Origin of the sequence: Sphingomonas sp. R86520 (assembly GCF_042466285.1) — a bacterium.
Classification (GTDB): domain Bacteria; phylum Pseudomonadota; class Alphaproteobacteria; order Sphingomonadales; family Sphingomonadaceae; genus Sphingomonas.
Window position 1 is genome coordinate 3,727,501 of sequence record NZ_JAXHBZ010000001.1, and the last position, 20,725, is coordinate 3,748,225.

Here is a 20,725-nt window from a genome sequence, read left to right on the forward strand (position 1 = left end):
TTCGTGAAGCGAACCCGGCGAACTGAAACATCTCAGTAGCTGGAGGAAAAGACATCAACCGAGATTCCGTTAGTAGTGGCGAGCGAACGCGGACCAGGCCAGTGCCTGATGGTGAATTAGCAGAAGCTTCTGGAAAGTAGCGCCATAGCGGGTGACAGCCCCGTATGCGAAAATGAAACATCAGGACTCGAGTAGGGCGGAACACGTGAAATTCTGTCTGAACATGGGGGGACCACCCTCCAAGCCTAAATACTCGTATGTGACCGATAGCGAACTAGTACCGTGAGGGAAAGGTGAAAAGCACCCCGATGAGGGGAGTGAAACAGTACCTGAAACGGATTGCCTACAAGCAGTTGGAGGGCTTTTATGGCCTGACAGCGTACCTCTTGCATAATGGGTCTGTGACTTAATGTATCAAGCAAGCTTAAGCCGATAGGTGTAGGCGCAGCGAAAGCGAGTCTGAATAGGGCGCCAGAGTTTGATGTATTAGACCCGAAACCCGGCGATCTAGGCATGACCAGGATGAAGGTGCAGTAACATGCACTGGAGGTCCGAACCGATTAACGTTGAAAAGTTACCGGATGAGTTGTGTTTAGGGGTGAAAGGCCAATCAAGCCGGGAAATAGCTGGTTCTCCGCGAAAACTATTGAGGTAGTGCCTCGCACGAACACCTTAGGGGGTAGAGCACTGGATGGGCTAGGGGGTCGCGAGATCTACCAAACCTAACCAAACTCCGAATACCTAAGAGTGATATGCGGGAGACAGACGGCGGGTGCTAAGGTCCGTCGTCAAAAGGGAAACAGCCCTGACCTACAGCTAAGGCCCCCAAATCGTATCTAAGTGGGAAAGCATGTGGGACTTCCAAAACAACCAGGAGGTTGGCTTAGAAGCAGCCATCCTTTAAAGAAAGCGTAACAGCTCACTGGTCTAAACAAGAGGTCCTGCGGCGAAGATGTAACGGGGCTCAAGATACGTGCCGAAGCTTAGGGTGTGCCACTTATGTGGTACGCGGTAGCGGAGCGTTCCGTAAGCCTGTGAAGCGATCTGGTAATGGGTCGTGGAGGTATCGGAAGTGCGAATGCAGACATGAGTAGCGATAAAGAGGGTGAGATGCCCTCTCGCCGAAAGACCAAGGGTTCCTGCGCAAGGCTAATCCGCGCAGGGTGAGCCGGCCCCTAAGACGAGCCCGAAGGGGGTAGTCGATGGGAACCACGTTAATATTCGTGGGCCTGGTGGTGTGTGACGGATCATGTGTGTTGTCATCCCTTATCGGATTGGGATGGCTTCGAAATGGTTCCAGGAAATAGCCCCACCGTATAGACCGTACCCGAAACCGACACAGGTGGTCAGGTAGAGTATACCAAGGCGCTTGAGAGAAGTGTCCTGAAGGAACTCGGCAAATTGCCTCCGTACCTTCGGAAGAAGGAGGCCCTCACTATGCGCAAGCACTTTGAGGGGGCACAGGCCAGGGGGTAGCGACTGTTTAGCAAAAACACAGGGCTCTGCTAAGTCGGCTTCAAGACGACGTATAGGGCCTGACGCCTGCCCGGTGCCTGAAGGTTAAGTGGAGGGGTGCAAGCTCTGAAATGAAGCCCAGGTAAACGGCGGCCGTAACTATAACGGTCCTAAGGTAGCGAAATTCCTTGTCGGGTAAGTTCCGACCTGCACGAATGGCGTAACGACTTCCCCACTGTCTCCAGGACATGCTCAGCGAAATTGAATTCTCCGTGAAGATGCGGAGTACCCGCGGTTAGACGGAAAGACCCCGTGCACCTTTACTGCAGCTTCAGAGTGGCATTAGGAAGAAACTGTGTAGCATAGGTGGGAGGCTTTGAAGCATCGGCGCCAGCTGATGTGGAGCCATAGGTGAAATACCACCCTGTTTGTTTCTGATGTCTAACCTCGTTCCGTAAGCCGGAACAGGGACCCTCTGTGGCGGGTAGTTTGACTGGGGCGGTCGCCTCCTAAAGAGTAACGGAGGCGCGCAATGGTGGGCTCAGGACGGTCGGAAACCGTCTGTTAGAGTGCAATGGCATAAGCCCGCCTGACTGCGAGACTGACAAGTCGAGCAGAGACGAAAGTCGGTCATAGTGATCCGGTGGTCCCTCGTGGAAGGGCCATCGCTCAACGGATAAAAGGTACGCCGGGGATAACAGGCTGATAACCCCCAAGAGCTCATATCGACGGGGTTGTTTGGCACCTCGATGTCGGCTCATCACATCCTGGGGCTGGAGCAGGTCCCAAGGGTTTGGCTGTTCGCCAATTAAAGTGGTACGTGAGCTGGGTTCAGAACGTCGCGAGACAGTTTGGTCCCTATCTGCCGTGGGCGTCGAAATTTGAGAGGAGTTGACCCTAGTACGAGAGGACCGGGTTGAACATACCTCTGGTGTACCTGTCGTTCCGCCAGGAGCGCAGCAGGGTAGCTATGTATGGACGGGATAACCGCTGAAAGCATCTAAGCGGGAAGCCTCCCTCGAGATAAGATTTCATAGAGCCGTCGGAGACCACGACGTTGATAGATCGGATGTAGAAGTGCGGTAACGCATGGAGCTAACCGATACTAATTGCTCTATTCGCGCTTGAGAGTCTCACACCATCAATGACAACACTGGGTTCGCCCAGTTAGCCAACGATGCGTGCGGATGATTAAGACGACGCCAGATTGCCAATCCCCTCGCCGTCGAGGGATTGGTCGAATACCACTACACCAGCACTCGGTGTTCCGAGACGCTGGCTACGAACCATGCACGGTATCGATTTTAAAACCCTCAGGCTTCGCCGAAACGCGAACCCCGAGGGGCCCAGATATGAACGCAAACGCATGTCGCACCGGCTCCATTGCCTGGTGGCTATAGCGTCGGTGTCCCACCCGATCCCATTCCGAACTCGGCCGTGAAACCCGACTGCGCCAATGGTACTATCGCTCAAGCGATGGAAGAGTAGGTCGTCGCCAGGCATTGAAGCCCGTGCGACATGCAAAACGCAACATATCCAAAACCCATCACAATGTCTCATACACCCTTTCCCAAACGGGAACTCAAGGGCCATCACCCCAGATGGTGCCCTGTCGCGGGGTGGAGCAGCCCGGTAGCTCGTCAGGCTCATAACCTGAAGGTCACAGGTTCAAATCCTGTCCCCGCAACCACTTCCTAGCTAACGACCATTGCCGCCCTCACGGGCGGCGTTGTCGTTTGTGGCAAACCCCAGCACGTCCGGCACTTTTCACGACATCCGTCTCTCAGGCCATGCTTGCGGCTCGACGAGATCGTCACCGTGACGATGGCGATGCTGACGTGGCACCAGCCTGTCACGCAACCGCAACCAGCCAGCGCTCATCGATCGATCAGAGACCGAGCTTGTCCAGTGCCGCGGACAATTCCACGTTCGCGGCCGCGCTGTCCCTCGGCGTCAGGCGGTTCAGCGCGGTCTGAATCCGCGTCTGGGCGACCTGCAACGCCTTGTGCCGTACCTCGCGCGTCGCATTGGTTCGCCACGATGCGCTCTCGCCGAGCAGGGCCGCCCATTTGGCTTCTTCGGCGGCCAGGATGGCCAGTGCAAGCCGAAGGCCGTCACGCTGACCATGAGCGTAATCCTCGGACATTCGGCTCCTCTCATATACTCGTTGCGACACTCTACCGGATCGGCGAACGAGACGACAAGCGCGTTCACGGGCCGTCGCCAAGCAAGAGGAAGCCGGAGAGCCGACACATTACGGCGATTGCCACGATGGTTTAGCGTGGCGCTAGCTTGCCCGATGTCTCGGCCAAATGCGTGCGGCGTGTCGGCCTGCGATACCAGGTACCGAAAGCGGATCTGCTCGCCCATGATACCCGGTGCGCCGGGCATGGACCGGGAAGACGGCCTGCCGGTCCGACCGGTCTACCGGAGCCGGTCATGGCCGTTCATCGGCGTGCGGGGGACAACGCCATGAGCTGGGCCAGGCCATTGGCACCGGTCTTGGCGACGATGGCCGAGCGGTGGTTCTCGATCGTCTTGGCACTCAGGTCCAGTTCCGCCGCGATCGCCTTGTTGCTGTACCCGCGGACGAGCAAGTCGAAGACCTGCCGTTCTCGCTGGGTGAGCGCCTCTGTACGGCGCGCAACGGCCCGTTGGCTCGCGGACCATGCGACCCCTTCCGAAACCGCCGCCAGCAAGCGCGCCTCGTCGATCGGTTTCTCGAGATAATCCAGGCCACCATAACGGCGCACGCTGTCCACGGCGTTCGCGGTCGTCGGCCATGCCGTCATGAAGATCAGTGCCACATGCGCATCGAGTACCCGCAACTGATCGGCGAGCATAAAGCCGTCGGTCTCGCCCATCATGATGTCGGTCACGACACAAGCCGCCGGCTCGGCGCGGTGCGTGTCGAGCAGCGCGTGCGGCTCGACGAAAGCGGTCGCGGCATAGCCATTGCGCGTGAGCAGCCGGGCTACGCTGCTGCCCAAATCGGCATCGTCGTCGACGACGTAGAGGATCGGGAGGACCGTCATGCAAGGTCTCCGGCCAACGGAAGGGTGACGACGTACGTGGTCAGTGCCGGCCCCGTCTGGGCTCGCGTGAGGCGGCCGCCATGCGCGTCGACGATCGCTTTGGCGACCAGCGAACCGACCCCCATGCCGTCATGGCCGGCCGGACGGTTCCTGCAGCGATTGGTGACGGCGATCGATACGGTGTCGTCTTCGCGCGCCACGTCGATCTCGACGAGATTGTCGTCGCAGGCCTGCACCGCATTGCGGACAAGGTTGACCAGCGCCTGTGCCAGTTCGACCTCCTGCGCGATCACGGCGAGGTCCGGGTCGACGGTCGCCACGCGTATCGCCACGCCGGCCATCGTTGCTTCCGGGCGGGCGAGCGCCTGTACGCTGTCCAGCAAACCGGCGATCGGCAGGAGGGAAGGCTCGTCCACCGCGCGCCCGCCGAACCGGCGCAGCCGTCGGACCAGCGTCGAAAGCGTCGCGGTCTTTCGTTCGATCAGCGCCGCGGTATCGCGAATCTCTGGGTCCGCGCCGCGACTGATCTCGGCGAGATGACGCGCTTCGATCGACAATGTCGACAGCGGCTGGCTGATCTCGTGGATGACCGCGACCGACATCGCGCGCAGCGTTTTCAGACGCTCGGCCTGGAACAGCATGCGGTCACGCCGCGCGACGGCCGCGAGTGCGCGGGTCTCCGCATCGGCAAAGCTGCCCGCGAGATAGCCGACGACCGCAACGGCCGCGAGGCTCATGTGAAGCGCCAGCCGCTGGTCGATCGGCATCGTGCCCGCAGTCCTGGGCAGCACGAGCAAGGCGGTGACGACGATCGACGCCCAGGCGGCCGCGCGACCGAAACGCAGCCCGATCCACGCGATTGCGAGCAGGACCGGTGTCGCCGGCAAGCCGAGCCCGATCGTCGCCAGCGTCGCCACCAGCGCAAGCGCGATCGCGAGCACGATGACGGCTTCCACGACATGCCCGCCGCGAGGGAAATGCCTCGGCAGGCTGGCCGTCCCGTTCATCAGGGCAGCAGCGTAGAGCAAAGGAGGGGCCACCAGCAGGACGCCCAGCATGTCACCGACCGCGAATGCGGTAAGCGATGCGATCACCTCGCGGACGTTGGCCACCTCGGTGAAATCGGGGCGCAGGACCGACCAGGGCGATGCGAACGCAACGGCGGTCAGCGGCGCCGCTACCGAAGCCAGCCCGAGCGGCATCGGTGCGGTCGCCAGGCTCCCTTCCGATCGATGCGACACGCTGCGGACGAGGGCCACGGCGATGCCGTAGGCGACGACCGGACTTGCCACGCGGGCTGCTGCGTAAAACCATTCCGGATCATCGAGCGAGACGATGCCCCTGAGCAACTGCACGGCGATCTCCGTGATCGCGGCCGCCGGGGTGAGACGTGACCCGAATCGCCAGAATAGCGCCAGCCGAACGCCGGCTGCGGGGAACCACGACGAGTAATAGCCGATCCCTCCCCACAATATGGCGAGGCCGTGAAGTCCCCAGAACATTGCGCCGTACCCCAGGAGGACGAGCCATTCGTCTCCCCGGGGTCGCCACGCCGCCATCGCTGATCGTACGGTATCCAAGCGCGAGGGCGATATCATCCCGCGTACCATGGCGCACCCGCCTTGCATTTTGGAGGGGGGAAATACCCGGACGGGGTGTACCCTGGTCGATGCGACGTCTGCCGGCGAGCGTCTGCGGGTTTTTCCCGGAATGACGACATCGGAGGCCGTGATCTACGCCGCAAGCGGAAATCCGGGGGGGACAATGACCGATAACCAAGCACGTTACGGCGAGCAGGCGGAACACGAGCTTCGTCTGGCAGAGCGGGCGCACTCGAGCGAACTCCGCAAACTGCATCTCAACAAGGCAGCCGAATACGCGACGCTGGCGGAACTCGCGGAACGTGCTGCGTCGATGACGAACTGTCCGGAACCAATCCCCAGGCCGATCGCCGCCGAACTCGCCGTGCGCTAGCTACGGTCGGCGCGCGCTATCCGGCGAACGCCGTCCCGAAACATGTGCCTGTTGTCGGTCGTCGTCAGATCCGATCGGACCGTGCGGCACCGGGTCGTGACGCTTTCGGGGAACGGCGGCAGGTCCATCGAGCGCGGGCCTGCGGAAACGGCGTCCCTGGACCGCAAACGGGCGGCGCGAATATGCTTCATGGCTTGCTTACCAATCCGCGCTATTGACGGTCGCCATGCATGACGACGCTGCGCTCACCGGTCGGACCGACGCCGATCCTCGTCCGCGGTCCGCGGTCAGCCATGGCGCCGGCCTGTCGGGACTGGTCGGCGTGCTCGCCTGGATCGGCATCGCGCGGCGATACGGCATGGACGGCCCGTATTCCGCGCTGGTCAACGTCGCGGCGTGCGGCGCGCCGATGGTGATATGGTCGCTTCTGGTCGACAAGGTTCACCGCCGTTCCAGCACGGGCATCGACTGGTCCGCGGGCAAGCCCTGGCGCGAGACGCTCGACACGAGTCTCACCAAGCTTGCCGGGCTCTGGGCGACCTGGGCGGCGATCACGGTGATCTACGGCACCGGACGCTTCTATTGGCAGGGTAATTTCGCGTTCGCGATGTGGTGTTTCACCAATGCCGCGCCGATCCTGTTCGTTGCGTCGATCCCCTATGTCCTCTGGATCGATCGCTATCTGGTCGAGCCACGCGATGGCGCCTGGCATCTCGGCGCCTGGATGACGGGGCAGGCGGGTGTCGACCGCGACGCGATTTACGGCCATCTGCGCGCCTGGGGGGTGAAGACGTTCTTCCTCGCCTTCATGCTCGCGATCGTACCGCCCGGGTTCGGCGATTTCGTGCGCGGCGACGTCGCGACCGTGCTCCGCGATCCGGTCGCGTTGTCGGGCTGGCTGGTGACGTTGATGTTCCTGATCGACGTGGCGTTCGCGACGGTGGGGTATCTGCTGACGTTCCGCCCGCTCGATTCGCACATCCGCAGCGCCAATCCGTTCGCCGCGGCGTGGATGCCCGCGCTGATGTGCTATCCGCCGTTCATCCTGATGAACACGGGCGGTCCGCTCGATTATCATCCGGGCACGTCGGACTGGGCGTATTGGTTTCAATGGCATCCGATCCTGCTCGCGCTGATCGGTACGATGCTGGTCGGGCTGACCGCGATCTACGCCTGGGCGACGATGGCGTTCGGCTTCCGCTTCTCGAACCTCACCAACCGCGGCATCCTGACGCACGGGCCGTACGCGCTGTCGCGCCATCCTGCGTATCTGTCGAAGAACCTGTTCTGGTGGCTCTCGACCATCCCCGTCCTGTCGCTTGGCAGCATGGTCGACGCAGCCCGCGCGACGCTGCTGATGGCGGCGGTCAGCGGGGTCTATTACTGGCGCGCGAAGACCGAGGAACGGCATTTGAAGCTCGATCCGGACTACCGCGCCTATTTCGACTGGATGACGCGCAACGGCCTGGTGCCACGGCTGTTCGCCAGGCTGCGCGGCTAATTCCCCTCCCGCTTGCGGGAGGGGTTAGGGGAGGGGCTGACCTATGCCGTGGACCGGATCGCTCGCGGCCAAGCCCTCCCCCGACCCCTCCCGTAAACGGGAGGGGAGCAGTCAGAAGCTGGCTTCGTCGTACACCTTCGACACGTCACCACCCCAGATGCCGTTATAGCGGTCCAGCAACACTTCGGCGGGCACCTTGCCGCTCCGGACGATCTCGCGCAGCGGATCGAGGAAGCCGGTCTCGTTGTCGCCCGCGCGGTTGAACCGCGCGCGTGCCGACAGTCCGGCCCCGGCGATGTCGAGCACCTCGCCCGCAATGTCGCGCAGCATGCCACCGCCTGCGATCGGCGCGTTCAGCCCGAGCTTCGGCACCGCATCGCGCAGCGCCTGGCGCTCGTCGATGGTCCAGTCCTTGACCAGGTCCCACGCCGCGTCGAGCGCCCCCTGATCGTACAGCAGGCCGACCCACAACGCCGGCAGCGCGCAGATCCGGTTCCACGGCCCGCCATCGGCACCGCGCATCTCGAGGAAGGTCTTCAGCCGCACCTCGGGGAACGCGGTCGACAGGTGATCGGTCCAGTCGTCGAGCGTCGGCTTCTCGCCGGGTAGCACCGACAATTCACCCTTCAGGAAGTCGCGGAACGACAGCCCGGCAGCATCGATATACTTGCCCTCGCGGTAGACGAAGTACATCGGCACATCGAGCGCGTACTCGGCGTAGCGCTCGTACCCGAAGCCATCCTCGAACACGAACGGCAGCATGCCGGTGCGGTGCGGATCGGTGTCGGACCAGATATGGCTGCGATACGACAGCATGCCGTTGGGCTTGCCTTCGGTGAACGGCGAGTTCGCGAACAGCGCGGTCGCCAGCGGCTGGAGCGCGAGCCCGACGCGGAATTTCTTCACCATGTCCGCCTCGGACGCGTAATCCAGGTTCACCTGGATCGTGCAGGTCCGCAGCATCATGTCGAGGCCCATGCTGCCGACGCGCGGCATGTGCCGCAGCATGATCGCATAGCGCCCCTTCGGCATCGTCGGCAGTTCGGCACGCGTCTTGTCCGGCCACATGCCGAGCCCGAGGAAGCCGATGCCGAGCTTCTCGCCCGCGGCCTTCACCTGCTCGAGGTGACGTCCGGTCTCGGCGCAGGTCTCGTGCAGATTGTCGAGCGGCGCGCCCGACAGTTCGAACTGCCCGGCCGGCTCCAGGCTGATGCTGCCATCCGCACCCGACATGGCGATGGCGTTTCCGCCTTCCATGACCGGCTTCCAGCCATATTGCTCCAGCTCGCCGAGCAACGCGCGGATGCCGCTCGGCTCGTCATAGGACGGCGCGTGGTGATCGCCGTTCGCATAGACGAACTTCTCGTGCTCGGTGCCGATCCGCCACGCGTCCTTCGGCTTCTCGCCGCGGGCGAAGCTGGCGATCAACTGGTCGCGCGACTCGATCGTCGGGCTGGTCTTGAGCGGGGCTGGAATCGTCGTCATCGCCGCGCCTTACGCGTCGATGAACGAGGGTGCTAGAGGGGATTCGGACCAATCGGTACCGATGTGGTTACCAGTCGCCCGCCGCCGCCATCCACAGGGTGACGGCAGCACTCGCAGCGGTCTCCGCGCGAAGGATACGCGGCCCGAGACCGATACCGATCGCCCGGGGGTGGGCGCGGATCGCCGCGCGCTCGTCCGCATCGAAGCCGCCTTCCGGGCCGATCAGGATCGCTGCCGGACCGGGCCGTGACCGCATCGCCTCCAGCGCGGGCACGCCGCCGGTTTCGTCGGCGAAAAACAGCGCACGGTCGTCGGGCCAGTCGCGCAGCAACGCGGCAAGCTTCACCGGCTCGGTTACTTGCGGAAGCGCGGTACGCCCGCATTGCTCCGCCGCCTCGATCATCTGCGTACGCAGGCGATCGGTATTGGGCTTGTCGACGATCGTGCGCCGCGTGACGACCGGTTGCAGTCGCGCGACGCCGAGTTCGCACGCCTTCTCCGCCATCCAGTCGACGCGGCCCTTCTTGAGTGGTGCCGCGCACAGCCACAGATCGGGCACGTCCTCGCGCGGTCGCAGCAACTCGGTGACGTCCAGCACGAGATCGCGCTTGCCGACGCTCGACGCGACGCCGAGCCATTCCCCGGTCCGATCGTCGAACAGCTTGACCGGATCACCGATCTTCATCCGCATCACGCCGACGAGATAATGCGCGGCGGGGCCATCGACGTGAAGCGGACCGACCGCGAGCGGGGTATCGACGAAGAGGCGCGGCGTGGACTGCGGCGGCCAGGCTGGGGTTGCAGGCATGAGGGCGTCCTAGCAAATCCTCCCCGGCACGGGGAGGGGGACCAGCGCAGCGGGTGGAGGGGGGCCTCCCCAGGGCGTCACGCTAGCGTTTAGCGTCTTCCAAAAGGGTTGCCGGCGCGTGTCTCGCGTTCCGCCAGCGTTGCGTTCGGGCGATCCCCTCCACCCTTCGCCGATGGCGAACGGTTCCCCTCTCCGCGCCGAGGAGGATCTGTACGTTTACCCTTCCCCTTCCCTTTGACATGGGGGGAGCTCAGCGTTTCCGCCGCGCCCACATCTTTCGCGCGACCACGTACGCCAAGACCAGGATCACGATCCCAAGGATCAGCACACCCGCAACCGCCCCCGCGACCCGGAATATCCCCCAGAACAACGCCTCGACGAAGCGGCCGACCGCGACCGAGAGGCCGATCATGCAAGGAGTTCCAGACGCAACACGGTGCCACAGGTAGCGGGCAAAGGCTTGCACGCCAAACCCCGTCTTCCTACGCCATCCACATGCCGACCAGACCCATTCCCACCGAAATCGTCCCCGACAGCGAACATAAGGGCCTGGTCGGTCGCCTCCCGCCAACCCTGCGCGGCCTTGCGCTGCTCGCCCGTTTCGACCGCCCGATCGGCTGGTGGCTGCTGTTCTGGCCCGGCGCCTGGGGCGTCGCGCTCGCCGGTGGCGCAGTCCAGCGCTGGGACCTGATCCTCTGGCTCCTGCTCGGCAGCATCGCGATGCGCGGCGCCGGCTGCGTCTTCAACGACATCGTCGACCGCGATCTCGACGCGCAGGTCGCCCGCACCCGCGCCCGGCCGATCCCGAGCGGCCTCGTTACGATCAAGCTCGCCTGGATCTGGCTCGTCGCGCTCTGCCTGATCGGACTGGCCGTCCTCCTGCAACTCACGCCATTCGCGGCGATCGTCGCGCTCGCCAGCCTCGCGCCGGTCGCCGCCTATCCGTTCATGAAGCGCATCACCTGGTGGCCGCAGGCATGGCTCGGCATCGTCTTCTCCTGGGCGTTGCTGGTCGGCTGGAGCGACATCGCCGGCGCGCTCGATACGCCGATGTGGCTGCTCTACGCGGGCTCGATCGCCTGGGTGATCGGCTACGACACGATCTACGCGCTGCAGGACCGCGAGGACGACGCGATGATCGGCATCCGCTCGTCCGCGCTCCGCATGGGGCGCCACGTGAAGGCCGGCGTCGGCACCGTCTACGTCGCTGCCATCGCGCTTTGGGTCGCGGCCTTCTGGCAGATCCGCCCCGACCCGCTCGCGCTCGCCGCGCTCGTTCCCGTCGCGCTCCACCTCGCCTGGCAAGTCGCGACGCTCAAACCCGACACTCACGACGGCGCAGGCACGGCCGCGCTTGCCCGGTTCCGCGCGAACCGTTTCGCCGGACTGCTGATGTTCCTCGCCTGCGTGGTTGTCGGCACGACCCTGCATCCTTAAGTCGCTGATATGCTGACCCCAGACCAAGCCCGCGACCGCGCCCACGACATCGTCCAGCGCGCGAAGGCGGCCGGTGCCGACGCCGCCGACGCGGTCTTCGCCGCCGACGCCGCGCTCGACGTGTCGATCCGCCTCGGCAAGCTCGAGGATATCGGCCGCTCGGAAAGCGAAGATCTGGGCCTGCGCGTGTTCGTAGGCCAGCGCTCCGCCAGCGTCTCCACCTCCGACCTGTCGACTGCCGCGATGGACGCACTCGTCGAGCGCGCGGTGGCGATGGCGCGCGAGGCGCCCGAGGATCCCTGGGCTGGCCTGGCGCCCGCCGAACGCCTGCTTCACGGCATCGTCCCGATGCTCGGCCTGGACGATGGCGGCGAGGCCAGCCCCGAGCAGCTCCGCGACGCAGCGCTCGAAGCGGAGGACGCCGCCCGCGCGGTCCCGGGCGTCTCGAACAGCGAAGGCGGCGGCGCCAGCGCCTCGCGCAGCGTCTGGGCGCTCGCCACCAGCCACGGTTTCGCCGCCGCCTATGCCGCGACCGGCTACGGCGTCTCTGCCAGCGTCCTGGCAGGCGAAGGCGGCAACATGCAGCGCGATTATGCGCACCACAGCGCCCGTCTCCGTGCGCATCTGGAATCCCCCGAGGCGATCGGCCGCCGTGCTGGTGAACAGGCGGTCGCGCGCCTCAACCCCGGCCGCTTGGTCAGCGGCGCCACCACGATCGTCTACGACCGCCGCGTCGGCGCCTCGCTGGTCGGGCACATGCTCGGCGCGATCTCCGGGCAGGCGATCACGCGGAAAACCAGCTTCCTGCTCGATTCGCTCGGCAGCCAGGTGTTCGCGCACGGCATCACCATTCGCGACGATCCGCACCGCCCGCACGGCCTGCGCTCGCGTCCGTTCGACGGCGAAGGCCTGCCTGTCTCGCCGAGCGACATCATCGAGAACGGCATGCTCGAACGCTGGCTGCTCGACTCCGCCTCGGCGCGCCAACTTGGGCTCGAACCGACCGGGCACGCGGCCCGCGGTATCGGCGGCGGTCCGGGCGTGGCGACCAGCAACGTCTTCATGGAGCCCGGTCACGTGCCCCTTGAAACGCTGATCGCCGACATCGAGTCGGGCGTGTACGTCACCGAACTGATGGGCGGCGGCGCAAACGGCGTGACTGGCGACTATAGCCGTGGCGCGGCCGGTTTCCGGATCGAGAACGGCCAGATCACCACGCCGGTCGCCGAGTTCACGATCGCCGGCAACGTGAAGGACATGTTCCTCGCGATGACGCCGGCGAACGATCTCGAATTCCGCTACGGCGTCAACGTGCCGACCTTGCGCGTGGAGGGCATGACGGTGGCGAGTGGCTGATCGCTTCCAAAAATCTCAGCGCTCGGCGGATTGGCTGCGCGCGATCGCCGACGCGGTGTCCGGCATCGCTGCGGAGGCCGGTGCGATGGCGCACGAACGCTTCGACACCGATTTCCGCCGCTGGGAAAAGACCCCCGGCAGCCCGGTCTGCGAAGTCGACCTCGATGTCGACCGGATGCTCAAGGCACGACTGTCAGCACTGCTTCCCGATGCCGGTTGGCTGTCCGAGGAAACCGCCGACAACGCGGACCGCCTCGCGCACGACCTGCTCTGGGTGGTCGACCCGATCGACGGCACGCGCGACTATATTCGCGCTAGGCCGGGCTGGTGCGTCTCGGTCGCGCTGGTCGACCGCGGCCGCTCGGTGATCGGCATTCTCGACGCGCCGTCGCGCGGCGAACATTGGCAGGCCGTTGCAGGGCAGGGCGCCACCCGCAACGGCGTGGCACTCAGAGCTGGAAACCGTACGGAGTTCGCCGGAAGTCGCACGCCGGTCGATGCACTACCCAAAGCCGACCGGGACCTGACCATGGTCGACAAACCCAACTCGATCGCGCTCCGCATCGCGATGGTGGCGGCCGACGAAGCCGATCTGGTCGCGACGCTGCGGTGGGGCAATGAATGGGATATCGCCGCTGCCATCCTGGTAGCAAGCGAAGCCGGCGCCGCGGTCAGCGATGCGCTCGGCGCGCCGTTGATCTTCAACAAGCCCCGGCCACAAGCATTCGGCGTTTTGGCGTCGGTGCCCGGCATCCACGCCGCGGCGGTCGAGCGACTGGCCGATCGGGCAAGGTCGATACTGGCGTAGAGCCTCGAACGGCGTAAAGGCGGCGGCGCTTGGCCCTATGTCGGTAGCCCCACGTGCTAGTCCGATCGCTTGCGCTTGCACGGAAAGGCCTGTTGCAGCGCATCGCGCACGACAAACGTGGGCGCACCGGTAGCTTTCTTGGCGCGCGTTCGCAGGTACTTCCGGACCGCGGAAACGACCTGGATGTTGGATGCGCGGTTTGGTGACGGACAGATCTGACGCGACAACGACAACGTGTCGAATTCGGCGATGATGTAGCCCGAACAGAAACTGGGCGTCGGGTCGGCGTCCTTGCCCTGGCAGAGTTCGACGAGCTGTTCGGTCGTCAGTGAACTCACGACCACCGGCAGGTCGCGCGCCGGTCGGTCGGCTGCCGATCGATCCGCCACTGCGGCGTTGGTCATCGCGAGCAGGGCGAGCGTGAACATCATCGTGATTTTTCCTTCGAGCAATGGGCACCGCAAGCGCCTTGACCGCGCCGACGTCTATACCGGCCGCGCGCCTGTTCGGAACCGGCTCTACTCGCCTGGTGTCGCGCCGAGATACGGCAGCAGGCGGACCCGCGGGAAGACGTCGTCGAGCGGCTTTGTGTCGGGCAGGATGTAGACGATGCCGCCTTTCCTCTGGAACAGTGGACGAAGCTTCCTGGCGTAGAAATCGGTTCCGACGTTGATGCAGCCGAAGCTGATCCGGTTGTCGTCGACTGTCGGTGACAGCAGGCGCTCGACGCGGTGCTCGCTCTTGTTGGTGGTGATCACCGCGTGCACCGCGACCGAATTGGCATAGTCGACCCAGAGGACCCGCTGGCCGCCGAAGGCACGCCCGAACTTGGCGACGAAGCGGCCCGCCGGCGTCGTTCGCTCGGCGGGACCGATCTCGGCGAGGCTCTTGGCGCCGACCCCGGGGGACGAATCGTCGCCAACGCCGATGCCCAGCAGCACCGGCGTCTGCCCGAGGAAGTCGCCCTTCGCGCTGAACATGAGCAGCGACGCGGCCTGCTTGTCGATGACGAGGTAGGGAAGCGCACCGTTATCATGCGCTGCCGCGACCCAGGCCGCCATCCGGCCTGAACCCTCCGAATACACCGGGATGGGCGCTGGCACCGCAACCTTGGCCTTGACGGGCTTCTGACGCGGGCGCGCCGACCCCTTCCGCGCGCGCGGAGGGGAGCCGGCGGCCGCAACCGGCGACAGGTCTGGTGCAATCAGCACCAGCAGGAGCGCGACGAGCCTGGCTGTGCGCCAGACCGCGGCGAACGCGCGATTATGCACGGCGGCCTTTCAACATGGTCGTCCGTCGGTGCACGCCGGTTGCGCGACGATGTGCTTAGCCCCGTGGCTTGCGCTGGCGCTGCTGCATCTGCTGCTCCAGGCCATCGACCCGACCATTGATCTGGTCGATACGCTGCCCGTTCTGCTGAGCCTGGCCGGAGGCGGCCTGAGCCTGGGTCAGCGCTTCGCCCGACGTGCCTTCGACGGTCCGCAGGCGGCCGTCCATGCCGTCGATACGCGTGTTGACCGTTGCGATCTGCTCCCTGACGAAGCCCTTCGTGGCGCACCCGCCGAGCGCCGTCGCGCCGACCAAGATCATTGCAACCGCGGAATATCTCGAAAAATTCGTACGCATTTTGTCACCTTTCAACACATGGCCCCCCCACTCGACACCCCTCCCGTAATTCGACAATCGATTTTAGCCGAGGCGTGCGCCTGATGCGGCAGAGTTGCTTGGCGAATACGCGACTCCTCGCGCCCGAACTATCGTGATGCGTGTGCCGATGTGGAACTGGACCGGGCTAAGCTATCTGCTGCTTCGCGCGATCATACCGTTCGTCAGGTGCAGTCTTGGCATCGGGTTGGAGTGCGGCGACGCCGTTCGGGGAACGGTTTGAGCGTCGGGCGATTGGGTAGCATGTATGCCACCGATGATCGGAACCGCGGGCTGGGCCATCCCCGCAAACGACCGGCCCTCGTTCCCCGCATTGGGGACGGCACTTCAGCGCTATGCGTCCGTGCTGCCATGCGTCGAGGTGAACTCCTCGTTCCACAGGCCGCATCGCCGATCGACCTGGGAGCGGTGGGCGTCAACCGTCCCGGACGACTTTCGGTTCGCGGTCAAAATCCCGAAAGCGATCAGTCACGGCCACCGGCTTCGCGACGCTGACGACACCCTGGAGCGGTTCCTGGGGGAGGTCGGCGGGCTTGGCGACAAGCTGGCGATTCTCCTGTTGCAGCTTCCGCCGAGCTTGGTGTTCGACGCGTCAATGACGTCATCATTTCTGCACAGGCTTTCCTCCAGGATTACCGCAAGGATCGTGTGTGAACCACGCCACGAAAGCTGGTTCGCCCCCGAGGCAGAGGGGCTGTTGGCCGAATACCAAGTCGCTCGGGTCGCAGCCGATCCCGGGAGGCTTGCCGCGGCGGCGTCACCGGGTGGCTGGCGCGGGCTGACGTATTGGCGGCTGCACGGTTCGCCCGTCATGTATCGGTCGGCTTACGGGGAGGACCGTCTACAGCCCTACGCGTCGATGATAGCGGCCGATGTCGCTGCAGATCGGCCGGTTTGGTGCATGTTCGACAACACCGCCGCGTCGGCGGCGCTTGGCGATGCGCTTCTCCTGGCGACGATGCTCGAGACGGCGAGCCTGTAGCGGCAGTCGTCGACGGCGTCTCAAGCAGGCGCATGACGGGTTTCACGAAAAAGGGCCGCCGACATTGCTGCCGACGTCCCCCTTTTAGGCCATTGTGCGCGTTCGTCAGTCGATCAGGTCGTAGCGATCTGCGTTCATCACCTTGGTCCACGCGCTGGTGAACTCGGTCACGAACATTTCACCCGCATCGGCGCAGGCGTACACTTCGGTCAGCGCCCGCAATTGCGAGTTCGACCCGAACACCAGATCGGTGCGCGACGCGGTCCACTTGTGATCGTGCGTACCGCGGGTCGTGCCGATATATTCCTGGTCGCTTTCCTCGCTGACCTGCTTCCACGCGGTCCGCATGTCGAGCAGGTTGACGAAGAAGTCGTTGGTCAGCTGGCCAGGACGGTCGGTGAACACGCCGTGCGCCTTCGCGTTGGAATGGTTCGCCCCCAGCACGCGCAGACCGCCAATCAGCACCGCCATCTCGGGCGCCGACAGACCCAGCAACTGCGCCTTGTCGACCATCAGTTCCTCCGTCGGCACCGTGAAGCGCGTCTGGAGATAGTTGCGGAACGCATCGGCCTTGGGCTCCAGGACCTTGAAGCTCTCGGCGTCGGTCTGCGCTTCGGTCGCGTCGGTGCGACCGGGCGTGAACGGCACTTCGATATCATAGCCTGCCGCCTTGGCTGCCGCTTCGATGCCGACCGAACCGCCGAGCACGATCAGGTCCGCGATCGAGACGCGCTTGGCACCCTCGCTCGGATCCTTTGCGTCGAACGCGGCCTTGATACCGTCATAGACCGCCAGCACGCGCGCAAGCTGTGCAGGCTCGTTGACGTCCCAGTCCTTCTGCGGCGCGAACCGGATGCGTGCGCCGTTGGCGCCGCCGCGATGGTCCGACCGACGATAGGTCGATGCCGAAGCCCAGGCGGTGGTGACCAGTTCAGCGACCTCCAGACCCGAATTGGCGATCGCCTTCTTCAGGTCGGCGACGTCGAACGAGTCGATCGGCTTGTAGTCTGCCTTCGGGATCGGATCCTGCCAGATCAGTTCCTCCGACGGTACTTCGGGGCCGAGGTAGCGCTGCTTGGGTCCCATGTCGCGGTGGGTCAGCTTGAACCATGCACGCGCCCAGGCGTCGCCGAAGTATTCCGGATCGGCCCGGAACTTCTCCATCACCGCGCGGTAGCTCGGGTCGACCTTGAGCGCCATGTCGGCGGACGTCATCATCGTCGGCACGCGCTTGTCGGGCGAATGCGCGCCGGGGGCCAGCGTCTCTTCCGGGTTGCCGACCGGCTGATACTGATGCGCGCCGGCAGGGCTGCGGACCAGTTCGTATTCATGGTCGAGCAGCATGTCGAAATACGTCATGTCCCAGGTGATCGGCGTCGGCGTCCACGCGCCTTCGATCCCGCTGGTGATCGTGTCGTCGCCCATGCCGGTGCCGTGCGTCGACGTCCAGCCGAGACCCTGCGACGCGATGTCCGAGCCTTCGGGTTCCTTGCCGACCTTCGACGCGTCGCCGTTGCCGTGCGCCTTGCCGAAGGTGTGGCCGCCCGCGGTCAGCGCTGCGGTCTCGACGTCGTCCATACCCATCCGGGCGAACGTCTCGCGCATGTCGCGCGCCGAGCCCATCGGGTTCGGGCAGCCGCCGGGACCTTCCGGATTGACGTAGATGAGACCGTGCTGGATCGCCGCAAGCGGCTCCTCCAGCGCCATGCCGGCTTCCTCGTCGATCCGGGTCTGGCCGAGCCACTCTTCCTCGGTGCCCCAGTAGATGTCCTTCAGCGGCTCGAACACGTCGGCACGACCGCCGGAGAAACCGAAGGTCGGTCCGCCCATCGATTCGATCGCGACGTTACCGGTCAGGATGAACAGATCGGCCCAGCTCAGCGCGCGACCGTATTTCTGCTTGATCGGCCACAACAGGCGACGCGCCTTGTCGAGGTTGCCGTTGTCCGGCCACGAGTTGAGCGGGGCGAACCGCTGTGCGCCCGACGACGAGCCACCGCGACCGTCGCCGGTGCGATAGGTGCCGGCCGAATGCCATGCCATGCGGATGAAGAAGGGGCCGTAATGCCCGTAATCGGCCGGCCACCAGGGCTGGCTGTCGGTCATCAGCGCGACCAGGTCAGCCTTCACCGCGGCATAGTCGAGCGCCTTGAAGGCGGCACGATAATCGAAATCGTCGCCCAGCGGGTTTACGGCGAGCCCGGGGCCCTGCAGGATTTCCAGCGGCAGCGTATCGGGCCACCAGTCCCGGGCGGTGCGGCCCAGCAGCGCACGCTTCGCGGCAGGCTGCTTCTTCGGATCGTTGATCGGGCTACCTTCGGTAATCGCGTCCATGTCTCTCTCCTCGATCTCGGCTTGGTATCCTGAATACGGGTTCGCGCTGAAAACCGGCAACGATTTCGCCAGATGTCATTGATCGACTGGGTCAATGAGTCGGGCTTAGGCGGTCGGTTTTTCCAACCCAAAGCCCACAGGAAAGACGGAAAGGATTTGGTGTTGACGGATAGGTATGGCGGCCCGCGACGGAGTAGGCGACCTGGTCACCAGAAGCGTTTTGCATCCTTCAGTCGTCCATAGGCGTCGGCCGCCCGCGCCAATATTTTCTCGCGGTCTTCCAGCGAAATCCTTTCGCCGTCATCCAGATCGAAACGCGCGAGCAGCGCAGGTGCGGTCGCGATGTCGTTCAGGAGCCCAAGCTGCTCCTGCAGCGCCTCCAACGGTTTGACGAACGCCTTGAACCGGCGATGCGCCTTCTTGCCCGGATAAAGCGTCTCGAAGAACCCGGTTGCGTAGCGTAGTTTCTTCGCGGCGATCCGCGCGCGATGTCGGGCATCGTCTTCCAGGCCGACGAGACCGTCGCCACGGCGCTTGATCCGTCGACGGAGCGATTCCAGGACATCGCCGGTAAATCGAATGGCGGGCTGCTGGACCTCTCCCGGGTCAGCGGGATGCACCCGCCACGCGCCCAGTGCGGTCCACTCCACGATGTCGATCATCAGGTCCCGCGTGCGTTTCGAATCCAGTGCCGCAAGCGCGTCAGCGTAGGCCTCGGCATGCGCGGCGATCAATCGTGCGTCCGGATGTGCCAGTCTTGCCAGCATGACGTCCAGGTCGCGTGCGGTGCCAAGCGTTCCCGCCAGCCATTTGAGGTCGCTCGCGAGGTGGACGAAGCGGGCGTCGGCGACGACCGGCTTGAATATCGAGAGCGCAGAGCGCAGCCGTCGCAGCGCGACCCGTGCCTGATGCAGCGGCTCCGGACCCGGCTCCCGGCGGAGCAGGGTCTCGTTGAGACGGAAATGCCGGAGGCAGGCGCCGACGATCCGTTCGAACGCCTCAGCCACGGTGGCGTCCGACGCAAGTTCGAGCCGCTCCGCCTTCTCCGCGCCGAGTATCGCCGCTTCCATCAAGCGATAGCCGCGCTCCGCCTTGGTCAGTACGCCGAGCCGAAGCGCGACGTCACGATCGAGCAGGCGCGCTAGCGAAAAGATCGCGGTCGGTGGTCCGCTCTTCAGTTCCAGTTCGATTTCCGAGATCGCCGTCGTGCGTTCGCCAACCGCGACGAAACCGGTGTCCGCGACGAGTTCCACGGTTCCACCATCCTGCTCGATCAGCCATTGGCGCCGCGTGACCGTCACGGTGAACGCCGGGACGATCCTCGCAAGAATGTCGGCGCCAACGAGTGTCCGTATCGGTGACTCCGCGTCCAGTTCCGGCAGGGGGCCCGCTATGTCTCGCTCCCACTCGGGACGAGCGAACAGACCCGCCGCGGCACTGCCGCTGACCTTGACGGTCTGGACATGCCGTTCGCCAATCTTGCGCACGCGCAGCGATATCTTCGCCTTGCGAAGGTCGTGCTGGGGGGTGTCGAAATAGGTCGAAAGCTGCTCGACGTCCTTGAACGCAGTCCCCGCCAACACGGCATTGGCGCGAAACGCGTCCATCGCGGCGAGCTCGATTTCAAGCTTGAGCTCGATCTCGCTGGTGTCGTCGCACGCGGTCTGGCGGGTTTTGGTCGCGATACTCATCACCGGACAATCGTCGATCCGACGAATGGATCCAAGCGGGCGGTCAGACAGACCGACGAGACAGGCTGAAGAAGAAATGGTGCCCGGAGACGGGGTCGAACCGCCGACACTGCGATTTTCAGTCGCATGCTCTACCAACTGAGCTATCCGGGCATCGTCCGATCTGGGATCGGATGAAGGACCGATCTTGCGAT

General features: G+C 64.5%; 17 protein-coding genes, 2 tRNA genes and 2 rRNA genes (1 of these 21 cut by a window edge). 9 read left to right on the forward strand and 12 right to left on the reverse strand.

What is annotated here, in order from left to right; genetic code table 11:
- From SJY41_RS17200 to SJY41_RS17210, 3 genes are all read left to right on the forward strand, one after another.
- Positions 1-2,584 (forward strand): 23S ribosomal RNA (locus SJY41_RS17200) (it extends 213 nt beyond the left edge of the window).
- Positions 2,585-2,841: 257 nt separating this feature from the next.
- Positions 2,842-2,956, forward strand: a 5S ribosomal RNA gene (gene rrf, locus SJY41_RS17205).
- A 112-nt stretch (positions 2,957-3,068) separates the two neighbouring features.
- Positions 3,069-3,145, forward strand: a tRNA-Met gene (locus SJY41_RS17210).
- A 198-nt stretch (positions 3,146-3,343) separates the two neighbouring features.
- Here the strand turns inward: SJY41_RS17210 and SJY41_RS17215 are convergent.
- The 3 genes from SJY41_RS17215 to SJY41_RS17225 form a co-directional block, all read right to left on the reverse strand.
- Positions 3,344-3,601, reverse strand: coding sequence for a hypothetical protein (locus tag SJY41_RS17215; protein WP_380783435.1), 258 nt, complete (start codon positions 3,599-3,601; stop codon positions 3,344-3,346).
- A gap of 301 nt (positions 3,602-3,902) precedes the next feature.
- Positions 3,903-4,490, reverse strand: coding sequence for a response regulator transcription factor (locus SJY41_RS17220; RefSeq protein WP_380783436.1), 588 nt, complete (start codon positions 4,488-4,490; stop codon positions 3,903-3,905).
- Positions 4,487-5,992 (reverse strand): ATP-binding protein, encoded by a 1,506-nt coding sequence (locus SJY41_RS17225; RefSeq protein WP_380783437.1) that lies wholly within the window; start codon positions 5,990-5,992, stop codon positions 4,487-4,489. Before SJY41_RS17225 ends, SJY41_RS17220 begins: the two co-directional genes overlap by 4 nt.
- A gap of 262 nt (positions 5,993-6,254) precedes the next feature.
- Here SJY41_RS17225 and SJY41_RS17230 point away from each other — a divergent pair, with 262 nt between their 5' ends.
- Positions 6,255-6,464: a hypothetical protein gene (locus SJY41_RS17230; RefSeq protein WP_380783438.1), complete on the forward strand. Its 210-nt coding sequence runs from the start codon at positions 6,255-6,257 to the stop codon at positions 6,462-6,464.
- A gap of 226 nt (positions 6,465-6,690) precedes the next feature.
- Complete coding sequence (locus SJY41_RS17235; RefSeq protein ID WP_380783439.1) at positions 6,691-7,965, forward strand: methyltransferase family protein; 1,275 nt, start codon at positions 6,691-6,693, stop codon at positions 7,963-7,965.
- A 111-nt stretch (positions 7,966-8,076) separates the two neighbouring features.
- Here the strand turns inward: SJY41_RS17235 and SJY41_RS17240 are convergent, their stop codons facing one another.
- The 3 genes from SJY41_RS17240 to SJY41_RS17250 all read right to left on the reverse strand — a co-directional run bounded on the left by SJY41_RS17240 (position 8,077) and on the right by SJY41_RS17250 (position 10,670).
- Positions 8,077-9,450 carry a glutamate--cysteine ligase gene (locus SJY41_RS17240; RefSeq protein ID WP_380783440.1) on the reverse strand — a complete coding sequence of 458 codons (1,374 nt, stop codon included), beginning with the start codon at positions 9,448-9,450 and terminating at the stop codon, positions 8,077-8,079.
- Positions 9,451-9,517: 67 nt separating this feature from the next.
- A complete protein-coding gene (locus tag SJY41_RS17245; RefSeq protein WP_380783441.1) occupies positions 9,518-10,258 on the reverse strand; it encodes a 16S rRNA (uracil(1498)-N(3))-methyltransferase in 741 nt (246 codons plus the stop codon).
- Between the two features lie 250 nt (positions 10,259-10,508).
- Positions 10,509-10,670: a hypothetical protein gene (locus SJY41_RS17250; RefSeq protein ID WP_380783442.1), complete on the reverse strand. Its 162-nt coding sequence runs from the start codon at positions 10,668-10,670 to the stop codon at positions 10,509-10,511.
- An 83-nt stretch (positions 10,671-10,753) separates the two neighbouring features.
- On the opposite strand from SJY41_RS17250, the gene ubiA reads away from it, so the two are divergent.
- The 3 genes from ubiA to SJY41_RS17265 are packed head-to-tail and all read left to right on the forward strand — an operon-like array spanning position 10,754 to position 13,859.
- Positions 10,754-11,695, forward strand: a complete 942-nt coding sequence (gene ubiA, locus SJY41_RS17255; protein ID WP_380783443.1) for a 4-hydroxybenzoate octaprenyltransferase — start codon at positions 10,754-10,756, stop codon at positions 11,693-11,695.
- A gap of 9 nt (positions 11,696-11,704) precedes the next feature.
- Positions 11,705-13,051, forward strand: a complete 1,347-nt coding sequence (locus SJY41_RS17260) for a TldD/PmbA family protein (RefSeq protein ID WP_380783444.1) — start codon at positions 11,705-11,707, stop codon at positions 13,049-13,051.
- 43 nt (positions 13,052-13,094) lie between these two features.
- Positions 13,095-13,859, forward strand: coding sequence for a 3'(2'),5'-bisphosphate nucleotidase CysQ (locus SJY41_RS17265; RefSeq protein WP_380784178.1), 765 nt, complete (start codon positions 13,095-13,097; stop codon positions 13,857-13,859).
- Between the two features lie 56 nt (positions 13,860-13,915).
- On the opposite strand, the gene SJY41_RS17270 is transcribed toward SJY41_RS17265, so the two are convergent.
- From SJY41_RS17270 to SJY41_RS17280, 3 genes are all read right to left on the reverse strand, one after another.
- Positions 13,916-14,290 (reverse strand): Rap1a/Tai family immunity protein, encoded by a 375-nt coding sequence (locus SJY41_RS17270; protein ID WP_380783445.1) that lies wholly within the window; start codon positions 14,288-14,290, stop codon positions 13,916-13,918.
- Positions 14,291-14,377: 87 nt separating this feature from the next.
- Entirely contained in the window at positions 14,378-15,130 is a 753-nt protein-coding gene (locus SJY41_RS17275) for a hypothetical protein (RefSeq protein ID WP_380783447.1), read from the reverse strand.
- A 55-nt stretch (positions 15,131-15,185) separates the two neighbouring features.
- Positions 15,186-15,449, reverse strand: coding sequence for a hypothetical protein (locus SJY41_RS17280; protein WP_380783448.1), 264 nt, complete (start codon positions 15,447-15,449; stop codon positions 15,186-15,188).
- A 331-nt stretch (positions 15,450-15,780) separates the two neighbouring features.
- Between SJY41_RS17280 and SJY41_RS17285 the strand changes: the two genes are divergently transcribed.
- On the forward strand, positions 15,781-16,506 hold the full coding sequence (locus SJY41_RS17285; protein ID WP_380783449.1) for a DUF72 domain-containing protein: 726 nt from the start codon (positions 15,781-15,783) through the stop codon (positions 16,504-16,506).
- A 105-nt stretch (positions 16,507-16,611) separates the two neighbouring features.
- Here the strand turns inward: SJY41_RS17285 and katG are convergent, their stop codons facing one another.
- The 3 genes from katG to SJY41_RS17300 form a co-directional block, all read right to left on the reverse strand.
- Positions 16,612-18,840 (reverse strand): catalase/peroxidase HPI, encoded by a 2,229-nt coding sequence (katG, locus tag SJY41_RS17290; protein WP_380783450.1) that lies wholly within the window; start codon positions 18,838-18,840, stop codon positions 16,612-16,614.
- Between the two features lie 206 nt (positions 18,841-19,046).
- On the reverse strand, positions 19,047-20,531 hold the full coding sequence (locus tag SJY41_RS17295; RefSeq protein ID WP_380783451.1) for a CHAD domain-containing protein: 1,485 nt from the start codon (positions 20,529-20,531) through the stop codon (positions 19,047-19,049).
- Positions 20,532-20,608: 77 nt separating this feature from the next.
- Positions 20,609-20,684 (reverse strand) — tRNA-Phe (locus tag SJY41_RS17300).
- Positions 20,685-20,725 lie beyond the last annotated feature (41 nt).

What these genes read in the sequence shown, in the direction of transcription:
- SJY41_RS17270 (WP_380783445.1), bottom strand. Translation starts at nt 14,290, where the DNA reads ATGATGTTCACGCTCGCCCTGCTCGCGATGACCAACGCCGCAGTGGCG.
- SJY41_RS17250 (WP_380783442.1), bottom strand. Translation starts at nt 10,670, where the DNA reads ATGATCGGCCTCTCGGTCGCGGTCGGCCGCTTCGTCGAGGCGTTGTTC.
- SJY41_RS17225 (WP_380783437.1), bottom strand. Translation starts at nt 5,992, where the DNA reads ATGTTCTGGGGACTTCACGGCCTCGCCATATTGTGGGGAGGGATCGGC.
- ubiA (WP_380783443.1), top strand. Translation starts at nt 10,754, where the DNA reads ATGCCGACCAGACCCATTCCCACCGAAATCGTCCCCGACAGCGAACAT.
- SJY41_RS17220 (WP_380783436.1), bottom strand. Translation starts at nt 4,490, where the DNA reads ATGACGGTCCTCCCGATCCTCTACGTCGTCGACGACGATGCCGATTTG.
- SJY41_RS17240 (WP_380783440.1), bottom strand. Translation starts at nt 9,450, where the DNA reads ATGACGACGATTCCAGCCCCGCTCAAGACCAGCCCGACGATCGAGTCG.
- SJY41_RS17215 (WP_380783435.1), bottom strand. Translation starts at nt 3,601, where the DNA reads ATGTCCGAGGATTACGCTCATGGTCAGCGTGACGGCCTTCGGCTTGCA.
- SJY41_RS17235 (WP_380783439.1), top strand. Translation starts at nt 6,691, where the DNA reads ATGCATGACGACGCTGCGCTCACCGGTCGGACCGACGCCGATCCTCGT.
- SJY41_RS17280 (WP_380783448.1), bottom strand. Translation starts at nt 15,449, where the DNA reads ATGATCTTGGTCGGCGCGACGGCGCTCGGCGGGTGCGCCACGAAGGGC.
- SJY41_RS17245 (WP_380783441.1), bottom strand. Translation starts at nt 10,258, where the DNA reads ATGCCTGCAACCCCAGCCTGGCCGCCGCAGTCCACGCCGCGCCTCTTC.
- katG (WP_380783450.1), bottom strand. Translation starts at nt 18,840, where the DNA reads ATGGACGCGATTACCGAAGGTAGCCCGATCAACGATCCGAAGAAGCAG.
- SJY41_RS17295 (WP_380783451.1), bottom strand. Translation starts at nt 20,531, where the DNA reads ATGAGTATCGCGACCAAAACCCGCCAGACCGCGTGCGACGACACCAGC.
- SJY41_RS17230 (WP_380783438.1), top strand. Translation starts at nt 6,255, where the DNA reads ATGACCGATAACCAAGCACGTTACGGCGAGCAGGCGGAACACGAGCTT.
- SJY41_RS17285 (WP_380783449.1), top strand. Translation starts at nt 15,781, where the DNA reads ATGATCGGAACCGCGGGCTGGGCCATCCCCGCAAACGACCGGCCCTCG.
- SJY41_RS17260 (WP_380783444.1), top strand. Translation starts at nt 11,705, where the DNA reads ATGCTGACCCCAGACCAAGCCCGCGACCGCGCCCACGACATCGTCCAG.